This window comes from Paracidovorax sp. MALMAid1276 (genome assembly GCF_049198005.1).
Taxonomy (GTDB): Bacteria; Pseudomonadota; Gammaproteobacteria; order Burkholderiales; family Burkholderiaceae_C; genus Acidovorax.
In genome coordinates this window covers 1-12,982 of sequence record NZ_JBMIRS010000262.1, presented here as the reverse complement: position 1 = coordinate 12,982, position 12,982 = coordinate 1, and the positions used below count along the sequence as shown (strand labels likewise).

Sequence of the window (12,982 nt, the reverse complement as noted above, 5' to 3'; positions counted from 1 at the left end):
GTAATACCGGTCGTCGAGCGACCTGCTACCAATCTTCCTTCACCGCCATCACCGCGTCCTTCCCCGCCGCCGCCCGCCCCGCAAGCCACGCGGTGACCGTGCCCGACACCACCACTGCCGCACACAACCCCAGCAGCCTCCCCCCCGGCACCGCCAGATCCATCGTCCAGTGAAAACTCTGCGGGTTGACCACGTGCACCAGCACCACCGACACGGCCAGCCCCAGCAGCACGCCTGCCGCCGCGCCCACCGCGGTCCACGCAGCGCCTTCGCCCGCCACCACGGTCAGGATCTGCCGCCGCGTGAGGCCCAGGTGGGCGAGCAGGCCGAACTCCTTGCGGCGGGCCAGCACCTGGGCGCTGAAGCTGGCGGCCACGCCGAACAGGCCGATGCCGATGGCGACGGCCTGCAGCCAGTAGGTGACGGCAAAGCTGCGGTCGAAGATGCGCAGCGAGCGCTCGCGGATGGCGCGGGAGGATGCGAATTCGACCAGGGCTTCGCTGTGGTCGCCCGAGCCTGTAGCGCCGCCTGTGGCTGCAGCCGTGCGGCCTGCGTGGGTGGCGGCCACATTGCGGATGGCCGCTTGCAGCGCGGCGGTGTCGGTGCCTTCGCGGGGCCACAGGGCCAGGTCGCTGGTGCGGGGGTCGCCGGTCAGGCGCAGCCAGGCGGCGCGGTCCATGGCCACGGCACCGGACTGGCGGGCGTAGTCGCGCCACACGCCTGCTATATAAAAAATAGCTGGTGGCGCTTGTCCATCAAGCGCTAGGGGCCTAAAAGACTCTGAAAGTGCGGGCCATTCCATGCCGGGGCGCACGCCATACAGGTCCACCACCGCCTCGCTGATGTAGACGGCTACGCGGCCTGCAGGCACGCTGAGGGGCTCGCCCACCAGGGGCAGGCTTTGGGCGGGGTTGTCGCCCAGGGGGCGGCTCAGTACGGCCAGGGCGGGCAGGGTGGGCACAAGTTGCACGGGGCTGGCGCGCAAGGCCTGCACGCGTTCCACGCCGGGCAGCTGGGCCACGGCTTCGGGAAAACCGGCGGGCAGCAGCGCGGCCTCGGTGCCCGTGGTGCCGCTGGTGCTGAGGGCCGAGCGCACGTACAGCGGTGAGGGCAGCACCGCGTCCAGCCACTGCGTGACCGAGCCGCGAAAGCTGGCCACCATCACCGTCAGCGCCACGGCCAGGCTGAGCGATGCCACCACGCCGCCCACCGCAATGGCGGCGCTGCCGCGCATGCGGCGTGCGCGCTCCAGCGCCAGCAAGGGCAGCGTGTGGCGCGCGGCCAGCGGTTGCAGGGCGGCCAGCAGCCGCGCCATGCCCCAGGGCAGCAGCGCAATGCCGCCCACCAGCAAAAGGCCAATGGCTACATACGCCGCCAGCGGCACGCCGCCCACCGGGGGCGCCAGGGCCAGCAGGGCGCCGCCCGCCAGCAGCGCCAGGCCCAGCGTGCCCCGGTCGGCCTGGCTGGCGGCGGTACCTAGGCCCTTGAGCGTTTGCGCCGGGGGCAACTGCTGCGCGGCGCGGGCGGGCCACCAGCCGCCTGCCAGTGCTGCGGCCACGCCCAGCGCGCCGTACATCAGCGCGGCGGGGGCGCTCCACTGCAGCGCGGGCTGCACGCCTGCAAAGTAGCCACCGCCCAGGTCGCCACCCAGCAGCTGCAAGGCGGTGGCGGCCAGGGCCGTGCCCAGCGCAATGCCCAGCACGCTGCCCAGCAGCCCCAGCGCGGCCGATTCGGCCAGCACCAGCAGCAGCCGCTGGCGGGGCGTGGCGCCCAGCACGGCCAGCAGCGCAAACTGCGGCCCACGCTGCGCCACGCTGAGCGCCAGCACCGAGAACACCAAAAAAGCCCCGGTGAACAGCGCCACCAGCGCCAGCACCGTGAGGTTGACCCGGTACGCGCGCGAGAGGTTGCTGATGCGCTGGGCCGCATCGCCCGGCTGCGCAAACACGGCGTTGGCGGGCCAGCCGGGCTCGGCGCGCAGCGTGCGCTGCCAGGCGGCGGTGTCGGTGCCGGGCTGCAGTTGCAGGTCGATGCGCGTGAGCGCGCCCTGGCGGCCAAACAGGTCTTGCGCGGCGCCAATGTCCATCACCGCCAGCGGCGCGCCACCGGCGGCCACGGTGCCTGCCACCTGCACCAGCACGCGCTGCTGCAGGCCGGTGATCAGCAGCACGGTGGGCAGCGGGTTGCCACGGTCTTTGTCGCCCTGGGGGCCGACGGTGGGCAAGCCCAGCGCCTGCAGCGCGGCGGTGTTGAGGAACACGGTGGCCGGGGCAAACAGGGCGTAGCGGTCGGCCCCCGCCCACGGGCGCGGCATGAGCGCGGGGGCCATGGGGGGCAGCAGCAGCGCGTCGGCGCCCAGCACGCGCAGCGGAGTGCGGACGGGCGGGGTTGTGCCAGGGGTATCCACCGCCTGGGCCACGGCCGACAGCTCCAGCAACGGGCTGGCGCGGGCCACCTGCGGGTCGGTGGCCAGGCGCTCGTACAGCGCCTCGGGCAGGCTGCCCTGCATGGCGCGCAGTTCCAGGTCGGGTTGGCCGTTGACAGCGCGCACGGCCTGCGAAAACTCGTCCAGTGCCGACGCATTGATCACATGCACCGCAAACGCCAGCGCCACGCCCAGCATCACGGCCACCACCGCGGCCGCGCTGCGCCAGGGGTGGTGGCGCAGGTCTTGCCAGGAGAAGGTGCGTAGCAGGGCGATCATGGAAGGCATTGTGGCGGCTGACGCAGCCGCAAGCGGTGGCTTGGCGTCCCGCGCGCGGCCCGACCGTTTCGGATTCGGTAGCGCGGACCGGCATGCAAGGCGCCAAGCCCAGCTGCAAGTTTCAGGACATGGCCTGGGGTGCGCTGGCCCGCCTCAGCATGGCGGGGCCGGTGAGCACGGTGCGCACCAGGTCTGTCTGCCGCCCCACGCCCACCTTGTTGGCAATGGTGCGGAACTGGCTGCGCACGGTATGAATGGAGACCGACTGCTGCTCGGCATGGTCCTGCAGCGACAGCCCGTTGACCAGCGCCTGCGCCAAGCGGGCTTCGGCCGGCGTAAGCCCGTACAGGCTGCGCAAAACCCCTTCCAGCGATTGCAATGGCGTGGCGGGGTCGCTGATGAAGACGGCGCCGCAGGCATGCGCCCCAAAGGGCTCCGACCAGTGCGGCAGCGGTGTTACCACCACATGCAGCTCGTTCCCTGTCATGCCGCGCAGCCGCATGCCGGTGCCGGCGTGCATGGGGGCGCTGGCCGGGTTGGAAACCACCGCGCGCATGGCGCCCTGCAGGCGCTGATTGTCGGCAGCGTTCTTGGCCCGCAGGCCGTCGCTGTCGCTGATGCTCACCAGCCCGCTGGACTGGGCCAGCGAGTGCGCACGGGCATTGGCATGCAGCAAGCAGCCGGCTTCGCCCAGCAGCACCACGCCCATGGGCAGGCTCTCCAGCACCGCCACCGAGGCATGGGCCAGCGCCTCGGCCTTGTGCAGGCGGCGGTGCAGGGCGAAGGCGGTTTGCAGATGCGGCACCAGCAATTGCAACCGCTGTTCCTCTTCAGCGGTGTAGGGGCCGCTGCGCTTGCTGCGCACGGCGGTCACGTTGAAGGAGCGGTGCGTGCGTTTTTCTACCACCGCAGCCAGCGTGTAGAACAGATCCAGCGGGCGCAGCCAGTCGCAATGCCATTCGGTGCGCGGCAGGTGCTCGTCGGGGTAGAACTTGGAACCGTTGACGATGCAGCCCTCATGGTGCAGGCGCTCGTCCGCCGTCCACACGTTGGTGCGGCAGTAGTGGGCCGCAAAGCTGGCCATGGATGCTTCGTCCACCCCGTGGTGGGCCGCCAACGAGGTGCTTCCCCCAGTCACCTCCACAGATCCGTCCGAAAAATCCTGCCCAAAGATCATGGTGGTCTGCGACGAGAACTCGGCCGCGAAGCGGACCAGAAACTCCTGCCACCGGCTGGCATCCAGTGCGGCGTCGTAAATGCTGCGGATAAGGCCGGGCATGCCGATGTCGTTGGGGCTATGGATGGTGAGCATGGAGAGGACGCCAGACGGGTGCTTTTCCGGAGTGTGCCGCATCCCCAGTTTGGGGGATGCCGGGGTGTGTACGGATAGATACAAATGGACTTGTTGTTTCCACGATGTATCCAAGGAGTGTTTTTATGCCCAAACCCGTTGTGCTTCCCTCTGTTCCAGCGTTGAGTCGCGCCCACCGTTTGGCCACCGTTGCCGCCCTGATGGCTTCCCTGTACGCATGTGGCGGGGGTGGAGGGAGTAATGGAGTTGCGGGCGCGCCCCCTGGCGTGTCCTCTTACTCGACGTTGTTCTTCGCCAAGGCGGACTCTGCCGTGGCGATCGTGGAAAGCGGGGCCAACGGCACCGGATTTGTGGGTTACCGCAATGCTGCGGGCTTGGTGCGGCATGTTGATTACTTGGCCAAGGACAAGACGGCCTATCACTTCAAATGGGGAAGTGATGTGAGTAATCCCATGTTCATCGAGTTTGACGGTTTGAAAGTCATGCTCTGGGGATTCGACGTAGGAGGTCGTCCCGCATATTTCACGGTATTTGGATCCGATGGGGCCGTCATCCTGCAGGAAGGCACGCCTGCGCAGAAAACGCTCATCAAATCGGACATTGTGGAGAGGGAGTGCGTGGACAACCAGCGCGTGCAGGACGAGGATGAGTCCACCAGAGAAATTTACGGAAGCATGGTTGCCTTCCGGTGCGCTTATGCCGCCAAGGTCATGGCCACGGTGACGCCTATCACGACCATTCTTGGATATGTCGTCGACAAGGTGGAGAACCGGGTTGTCCAGGCGTCGGATACCACCGTGGCGTTGCTGAAAAAGGCCGAGAAGCTGTTCACGTCCGGTGAAATCCAGGAAAGCGTTTCGCGCTTTGCCTACACGCCGCGCGCAGAAGCGGGTTTTTCCTCGCAGGTCGTCACCAAACCCGGCGCACCGATCGGCGGAGAGCCTGTGGAGCTGACTGCTGAAGAAACGGCGGAACTGATCGGCGACGTGCGCAAACCCCGCGAGGGCGCAGGCATGGGCGGCGCGCTGGATTGGACGCTGATCAAGCCCGCGAACCCCGGCCAGGGGGGGGCGCCGAGCCCCGCGCCTGCACCGGCCCCCGCGCCCACTCCTGCTCCCCCGCCGCCAGCGCCCGCACCAGCGCCTGCGCCGGCTCCGGCGCCCACGCCCGCTCCTTCGCCCGCGCCTGCGCCGAGTCCTTCACCGGCCCCTTCGCCCGCTCCAAGCTTTGCGTTTGCTGGCACTTACAGCGTCTCGGGCAGCGGGGTAACCGTCACATTCCCTGTGGATGGCAATGGCAACATCAGCAGTTGCACTGCGGGCACGCTGATTGCGTGTTCTGGCAAGGTGAATGCCAATGGCGGCTTCAGCCTCTCGGGCAACGATGGAGCGGGAACCAGCGCCGTGCTCAATGGCAACATCGACGCGGCGGGCAATGTTTCGGGAACATACACCGGCACGTCAGATGGTGCGGCGATCCAGGGCAGTTTCTCCGGTCGCCGCACCGGGGGAAGCCAACCTGGTGGAGCAGAAGGTTTTGTCAGCCAGGGGGGCTTCCTCTGGTCACAGCCTCCCAGTGGCGGGCTGCTCTATCACGACGCTGTGGCCTATTGCGATGCGGCCACGTTCCAGGGGCGTTCCGACTGGCGCCTGCCTACGTTGCCAGAGTTGATGGCGTTTTATGAGTCCGGAGCCTACCTGTCGCAGTGGGGCAGCAATATTGGCTATACCTGGACCCAGACCCCCAACACAGTGGTTCCTTCGGGGCAGGTGGGCTACCGAAGTCCTGCGACTGTGAATCTCGCCCCGGCGCACAGCGGATCACGCGTGAGTTGGTCTTCGGGCGAATACCGAGGTGCTACCTGCGTGAGCGGTTGAAGACACGCATGCGGCAATGCTGCAGATGTAGGTGGTGGCCCGTTGGAAAACCAGATTCCCAAGGCGCTTCAACCCATGACACGGTTGTCAACGGCTATCCACACCATCGCTTCGCAAGCGCAGCACCCTGTCCGCCCGCCCCGCCGCCGCATCCGAATGCGTGACCAACACCAGCGATGCGCCGTGCTCGCGCGTCTGCGCGAGCAGCAGGTCCATCACGCGCGTGGCGGTGGTGGGGTCGAGGTTGCCGGTGGGCTCGTCGGCCAGCAGCAGGGCGGGGCGGTGCACCAGCGCGCGGGCGATGGCCACGCGCTGCAGCTGGCCGCCGCTGAGCTGCTGCGGCAGGCGCGCACCGAGGTCGCCAAGGCCCACGGCGGCCAGCATGTGCTGTACGCGTTCGGGCTCGGTCTTGCCCAGCAGCATCAGCGGCAAGGCCACGTTCTGCGCTACGTCCAGGTGCGGCAGCACGTGGAAGGCCTGGAATACAAAACCCACCTGCGCGCGGCGCCACAGCGCGCGGGCGGTGTCGTCCAGCTGGCCCAGGTCAGTGCTGCCGTGGGTGATGCGGCCGGTGTCCCAGGTGTCCAGGCCTGCCAGGCAGTTGAGCAGCGTGGACTTGCCCACGCCCGAGTCCCCCACGATGGCGACGAATTCGCCGGGCGCCACGCTGAAATCCACGTTGGCAAACACCGGCGTGCTGCCGTAGTGCTTGCCCAGCCCCTGGACCTGCAACGTGGTGGCGGCGGCGGTCATGGGGCGCAGTGCTCTTGCTGCGCGAGCCGATGCAGCACGGCCTGCACCAGCTGGGCCGTGGCCTGGGGGTGGTCGCAGGCGATGGCTTGGCGCGCGGGCATGCTGCGCAGCCAGGTGATCTGGCGCTTGGCCAGCTGGCGGGTGGCGGCAATGCCGCGCTCGCGCAGCAGGCCCAGGTTGAGGGGACGGCCCGGCGGCTGTGCGGCGATGAAGTCCAGCTCGTCCCACACTTGGCGGTAGCCCACGCAGCGCATGCTGGGCAAATCAGGGTGCAGGTCGCCGCGCGCGCGCAGGGCCTGCACTTCGTCGATGAAGCCGCCGGCCAGCATGGCGTCAAAACGCTGGGCAATGCGCGCGTGCAGCCAGGCCCGGTCGTCAGGTGCCAAGGAAAAAAGGGCCCCAGCGCTTGCTGGTAAAGCGTTGGCAGCTCCTTTTTTTGTAGTGTGAAAGCTCGACAGCGGTTGGCCCGACACCTGCCACACCTCCAGTGCGCGCTGGATGCGCTGGCTGTCGCCGGGGGCCAGGCGCGCGGCCGTGACCGGGTCTACCCGCGCCAGCTCGGCGTGCATGGCGGGCCAGCCCAGTTCGGCGGCCTGGGCTTCGATCTTGGCGCGCACTGTGGGGTCGGCGGCCGGCATGTCGTCGATGCCGTCGAACAGCGCCTTGAAGTACAGCATGGTGCCGCCTACCAGCAGCGGCAGCGCGCCACGCGCGCGGATCTCGGCGATGAGCTGGGTGGCGTCCTGCACAAATTCTGCGGCGCTGTAGGCCTGCAGCGGTTCGCGGATGTCGATGAGGTGGTGGGGCACGAAGGCGCGTTCTTCCGGCGTGGGCTTGGCGGTGCCAATGTCCATGCCCCGGTACACCAGGGCCGAATCCACGCTGATGATCTCGACCGGCTGGCCCTGCTTGCCCAGCACGGCGGCCAGGGCCAGGGCGCCTGCGGTCTTGCCCGATGCGGTGGGGCCCGCAAGCGCAATGGCCGGCAGGGCGGCTTCAGGCGCGGTCACGGTGGGCTCCAAACTTTTGCACCAGCGTCCACGAGATGAGGGCCAGCACCACCGACCAGAACCAGATGCCGTTGACCAGCGGCCACACCGTGCCATCCAGCCGCTGGCCCAGCCAGCCGCCAATCGCAAAGGCCGCCAGCATCATCATGAAACCGTTGAGCGCCGACGCCACGCCCGCGGCCTGCGGAAACGGCCCCACGGCGCCGCTTTGCCCGCAGGGCTGGTGGATGCCGTGGCCCACCATGAACAGGTAGAAGGGCAGCAACAGCGCAAACGGGTGGTGCCAGCCCATCCAGGCCACCAGCGCCATCAGGGTGCCCCCCGCCACGCTCAGGCCCCCGGCAATGGCCACGGTGCGCTGCAGGCCGTGGCGCGCCAGAAGGCGACGGCACACAAACGTGCCGCCCAGATACGCCGCACAGGCCGAGGCCATGGTCCAGCCGAACTGCGTTCGCGACAGGCCCAGCACGTCGATGTAGACAAACGACGATGCCGCCAGAAAGGTGAAGAGCCCGCCGTAGGTGGCGGTGGTCTGCAGCGAGAACGCCCAGAACGCGGGAGTTTTGAGCACGTGCAGCCAGGTGCCCACCAGCGCGCCCGGATGCAGCGCACGCGGGTTGCGCCACGCCAGCGTCTCGGGCATGCGCAGGGCCACCACGGCGAGCGTGACGACCGCATATACCGTGAGGGCCGACAGCGCCGCGCGCCAGCCCAGCCATTCGCTCAGCAGCCCGCCCAGGGGTGCGCAGATGCAGGCCACGATGCCCAGGCCGGTGAGCGCCTTGGACATGGCGCGCGCGCCTTCGAGCGGGGTGTACAGGTCGCGCACGATGGCGCGGGCGCACATCACCACCGCGCCCATGGCGGCGCCCTGGGCCACGCGCCACACGATGAGCATCGCCATGCTGGGCGCCAGCGCGCTGCCCACCGAGGCCACGGTGTAGATGGCCAGCCCCGTGAGCAGCACCGGGCGGCGCCCGAAACGGTCGGACAGCGGACCCCACACCATTTGCGAACAGCCAAAGGCCAGCAGCAGGCCGCTGAGCGTGAGCTGCGCGGCCGACAGCGGCGCGCCCAGGCTGCGCGTGAGCGCGGGCAGCGCGGGCAAATACAGGTCGGTGGTGACGGGCTGGATGGACAGCAGCAAGGCCAGGACCACGATGGCCAGGCCGGGCTGGAGGGAGGCGGGGGGAGCAGCGCCTGCAGCTGCGGCAGAGGGGGCGGACATAACCGTTCGAGGTTAACAGACGGGTGAATTCGACACCGGTATGGGCGATTGGCGCTGTGCGTACCCAGAGCGTAAAACTCCAGGCACGACGGGGCAGGCGCTCGTCCTGGGTTGGCCTCAATGACTGACCTTGATTACCGGCGCGACCCAAGCCAGGGCAGCCAAGCAAGGACCGCCCCGCAGCGAGAGCGGGGGGAAGGCGCGCAGCGCCTCAGGGGGGTGTTCTCTATTTCAACTTGAACAGCGACGCGATCGCCTCGCGGTACAGCCCCTGACCCACCGAATTGGTGTTGTGGTGCGAGCCCCCTTCCACCAGCACGAACCGCTTGGGCTCCGCTGCCGCCTCGTACAGCTTGCGGCCCAGGTGTGGCTGGATCAGGCTGTCCTGGCTGCCATGCACGATCAGCAGGGGTGAGCCGATGCTGGACACCTTGCGCACCGATTCAAAGCGCTGCGTGATCAGCCCCGACACGGGCAGCCAGCCCCATTTGAAGGTGCTGACCACCTCGGGGATGCTGGTGAAGGTGCCTTCGACGATGGTGCCCTGCTCGTCGGGCACCTGCCGCGCCAGCTCGATGGCGATGGCACCGCCCAGCGAGTGGCCGAAGATGTAGCGCGGCTTGCCCGCGTGCTGCTGCGCCAGCCAGTCCCAGGCGGCGCGGGCGTCCTCGGCGGCGGTGGCTTCCGACGGCAGCCCGGCGCTGCTCTGGCCAAAGCCGCGGTAGTCGATGGCCAGCACCGAAAAGCCCAGCTCCTGCATGCGGCGGATGCGGCCGGCAGAGCCCGCCACGTTCCAGCGCGCGCCGTGCAGGTACAGCAGCACAGGGGCGTCGGCGCGTTCGTGGGCCAGCCACAGCCCGTGCAGGCGCTCGGCCTTGCCAGACTCCTGCGATGGGAAGTCGATCCACACGTCCTGCATGTCGGCGGTGGACTGCGCGCCGCCCCAACTGCGGTCGCTGGGCTGAAAGATCCACTCGCGCTGCTTGGCGTCGAGGGTGGCGCAACCGGCCGTCACGGCCATGGCGAGGGTCAGGGAAACCAGGAGGGGGGTGCGCTTCATGGTGGTGACAGAGCGGCTGCGTGTCAGAAAGTTCTGACATGCAGCAGGCTTCGTGCCAGACGGGGCTGGGCACCCGCCCAGCGTGACACCGGGTGCGGCACCAGGAGTGACACCACCGCGTGCGACACCACGTGCTACACCACGCCCTGCGCCAGCATGGCATCGGCCACCTTGACGAAACCGGCGATGTTGGCGCCGTCCACATAGCTCACCGAGCCGTCGGCGCGCTTGCCGTATTTCAGGCAGGCGGCGTGGATGCCCTGCATGATCTGCAGCAGCCGCGCGTCCACCTCTTCGCGCGGCCAGGACAGGCGCGCCGCGTTCTGGCTCATCTCCAGCCCCGAGGTGGCCACGCCGCCCGCGTTGCTGGCCTTGCCCGGTGCGTACAGCACGCCGGCCGCCTCGAACGCCTTGGCCGCGTCGATGGTGGATGGCATGTTGGCACCTTCGGCCACGCAGGCCACGCCGTTCTGGATGAGGGTGGCAGCGTCGTTTGCGTCCAGCTCGTTCTGCGTGGCGCAGGGCAGGGCCACGTCCACGGGCACATGCCAGGGGCGCTTGCCGGCCTCGAACGTCGCCCCGGTGCGCTCGGCGTAGTCGCTCACGCGCCCATACAGGTGGTTTTTCACCTCCATCAATTCCGCCAGCTTATCGGGCGTGAAGCCGTCTTCGTCCACGATGGTGCCGCTGGAGTCCGACACCGTGACCACCTTGGCGCCCAGTTGCATGGCCTTCTCCACCGCGTACTGGGCTACGTTGCCCGATCCGGAGACAGACACGCGCAGGCCGTCCAGAGACTTGCCCTGCGACTTGAGCATCTCCTGCGCAAAGTACACCGTGCCGTAGCCCGTCGCCTCGGGGCGCACCAGCGAGCCGCCAAACGACAGGCCCTTGCCCGTGAACACGCAGTCGGCGCGGTTGCTGAGCTTTTTCATCATGCCGGCCATGTAGCCCACCTCGCGGCCACCCACGCCGATGTCGCCCGCGGGCACGTCGGTGTCTGCGCCCACGTGGCGGAACAGCTCCGACACAAAAGCCTGGCAAAAACGCATGACCTCGCCCGGGCTCTTGCCCTTGGGGTCGAAATCGGAGCCGCCCTTGCCGCCGCCCATCGGCAGCGTGGTCAGCGCGTTCTTGAAGGTCTGCTCGAACGCCAGGAATTTCAGCACCGACAGGTTCACCGACGGGTGAAACCGGATGCCGCCCTTGTAGGGCCCGATGGCCATGCTGTGCTGGATGCGGTAGCCGCGGTGGACCTGCACAGTGCCGTGGTCGTCCACCCAGGCCACGCGGAACATCACCACGCGCTCAGGCTCCACCAGCCGCTCCAGCAGCCCGTGCTCGGCATAGCGGGGGTGTTTTTCGATGAACGGCCACAGGCTGTCGATCACCTCCGTCACCGCCTGCAGAAACTCGGGCTGGCCGGGATTGCGGTGGGCGACGTGCGAAAGAAAGCTGTGGGCAGACGCGTGTTTCATGGATATAGGACTTTCGGAATGAAGGGCTGCGAGGGAAAGCGGCAAGCGCGCGCAGGCTGCGGGTGTTCAAGGGTTATACGCTGGCATTGACTATCGCGCACAACAATGGGGAATGTTGCGGTTGGTTGCATCTTTTTGGTGCGTGGCATCGGGTTCTCGGGCACTGTTGCACTGTGACTTGCCCCACGCCGTGGCAGTCATGGCACTGTCACATCGCAGTCCCACAGTTCGGCGGTTTCACACAACAAGTCTGAGGAGAAGAGCATGCGCATCTCGGGTGCAAAGTGGGCCGTCATGGCCCTGTCGTTGGCGGTTCTGGCGGCCTGTGGCGGCGACGACGGCCCGCGCTACCCCACGCTCGGCGGCGACAAACCCCTGGTCATCGGCCACCGCGGCGCCAGCGGCTACCTGCCGGAGCACACGCTGGAGAGCTACCGCCGCGCGGTGGAACTCGGCGCCGACTTCATCGAGCCCGACCTGGTGGCCACCAAGGATGGCGTGCTCATCGCCCGCCACGAGCCCAACATCACCAGCACCACCGACGTGGCCACCCGCGCGGAATTTGCCAGCCGCAAGACCAAGAAGATGGTGGACGGCGTGGAGGAGGAAGGCTGGTTTGCCTCGGACTTCACCCTGGCAGAAATCAAGACCCTGCGCGCCGTGCAGCCCATGGCGGAGCGCGACCAGTCGCACAACGGCAGGTACCAGATCCCCACGCTGCAGGAGATTCTGGACCTGGCCAAGGCCGAAAGCACACGCGTGGGCCGCACCGTGGGCGTCTACCCCGAAACCAAGCACCCCACCTACCACGTCAACCTGGGCCTGAAGCTGGAAGACCGCCTGCTGGCCGTGCTGGCCCAGTACGGCTATACCACCAAGGCGTCCCCCGTCATCGTGCAGTCGTTCGAGGTCAGCAACCTCAAGTACCTGCGCACCAAGACGCAGATCCGCCTGGTGCAGCTGGTGGATGCCAACGACGTGAACGCCGACGGCAGCATGGACCTGACCGCCCCCTACGACAAGCCCTATGACTTTGCGGTGGCGGGAGACCCGCGCACTTTCGCCAGCCTGCTCACGCCGGCAGGCCTCAAGGAAGTGAAAACCTATGCCGACGGTATCGGCCCCTGGAAGCCCTACCTGATTCCTTCGCGCCAGGTGGACAACAACCGCGACGGCAAGCCCGACGACCTGAACGGCGACGGCAAGATCGACGACCGCGACCGCGTGATGATGCCCGCCACCGACGTGGTGAAGAACGCCCACGCCGAAGGCCTGATGGTGCACCCCTACACCTTCCGCAGCGAGGCCCGGCGCCTGGCCTCGGACTTCAAGGGCGACCCCCAGGCCGAATACAAGCTGTTCTACAACCTGGGTGTGGACGGCGTGTTCAGCGATTTCCCGGACCACGCGAAGGCGGCGCGGGATCATTGAGCCCTCCCCTGAGGCGCTGCGCGCCTTCCCCCCAAGGGGGACGCCCCCAGCGCGGCGGGGCGGCCCTTGCGCGGGGGCGCTGGCCTTGCGCAGCGCCGGTTGCCATCTCCGCGCCTCACTGCATCAGCC

General features: G+C 68.1%; 9 protein-coding genes. 2 read left to right on the top strand and 7 right to left on the bottom strand.

Going from position 1 to position 12,982, the window contains the following annotated elements:
* Positions 1-25: 25 nt before the first annotated feature.
* Positions 26-2,713 (bottom strand): FtsX-like permease family protein, encoded by a 2,688-nt coding sequence (locus ACOQFS_RS22350; protein WP_421565003.1) that lies wholly within the window; start codon positions 2,711-2,713, stop codon positions 26-28.
* A 112-nt stretch (positions 2,714-2,825) separates the two neighbouring features.
* Entirely contained in the window at positions 2,826-4,016 is a 1,191-nt protein-coding gene (locus ACOQFS_RS22345; RefSeq protein WP_421565002.1) for a helix-turn-helix transcriptional regulator, read from the bottom strand.
* A gap of 266 nt (positions 4,017-4,282) precedes the next feature.
* Here ACOQFS_RS22345 and ACOQFS_RS22340 point away from each other — a divergent pair, with 266 nt between their 5' ends.
* Complete coding sequence (locus ACOQFS_RS22340; protein WP_421565001.1) at positions 4,283-5,893, top strand: hypothetical protein; 1,611 nt, start codon at positions 4,283-4,285, stop codon at positions 5,891-5,893.
* 87 nt (positions 5,894-5,980) lie between these two features.
* Here the strand turns inward: ACOQFS_RS22340 and ACOQFS_RS22335 are convergent, their stop codons facing one another.
* The 5 genes from ACOQFS_RS22335 to gdhA all read right to left on the bottom strand — a co-directional run bounded on the left by ACOQFS_RS22335 (position 5,981) and on the right by gdhA (position 11,422).
* Positions 5,981-6,646, bottom strand: a complete 666-nt coding sequence (locus ACOQFS_RS22335; protein WP_421565000.1) for an ABC transporter ATP-binding protein — start codon at positions 6,644-6,646, stop codon at positions 5,981-5,983.
* Entirely contained in the window at positions 6,643-7,656 is a 1,014-nt protein-coding gene (gene miaA, locus ACOQFS_RS22330; RefSeq protein ID WP_421564999.1) for a tRNA (adenosine(37)-N6)-dimethylallyltransferase MiaA, read from the bottom strand. The genes ACOQFS_RS22335 and miaA overlap by 4 nt, the downstream gene beginning before the upstream one ends.
* Entirely contained in the window at positions 7,643-8,884 is a 1,242-nt protein-coding gene (locus tag ACOQFS_RS22325) for a multidrug effflux MFS transporter (RefSeq protein ID WP_421564998.1), read from the bottom strand. The genes miaA and ACOQFS_RS22325 overlap by 14 nt, the downstream gene beginning before the upstream one ends.
* Positions 8,885-9,110: 226 nt before the next feature.
* A complete protein-coding gene (locus ACOQFS_RS22320) occupies positions 9,111-9,944 on the bottom strand; it encodes an alpha/beta hydrolase (RefSeq protein WP_421564997.1) in 834 nt (277 codons plus the stop codon).
* Positions 9,945-10,078: 134 nt separating this feature from the next.
* Positions 10,079-11,422, bottom strand: a complete 1,344-nt coding sequence (gene gdhA / locus ACOQFS_RS22315) for an NADP-specific glutamate dehydrogenase (RefSeq protein ID WP_421564996.1) — start codon at positions 11,420-11,422, stop codon at positions 10,079-10,081.
* Positions 11,423-11,686: 264 nt separating this feature from the next.
* Here gdhA and ACOQFS_RS22310 point away from each other — a divergent pair, with 264 nt between their 5' ends.
* Positions 11,687-12,853: a glycerophosphodiester phosphodiesterase gene (locus ACOQFS_RS22310; protein WP_421564995.1), complete on the top strand. Its 1,167-nt coding sequence runs from the start codon at positions 11,687-11,689 to the stop codon at positions 12,851-12,853.
* Positions 12,854-12,982: the final 129 nt, after the last annotated feature.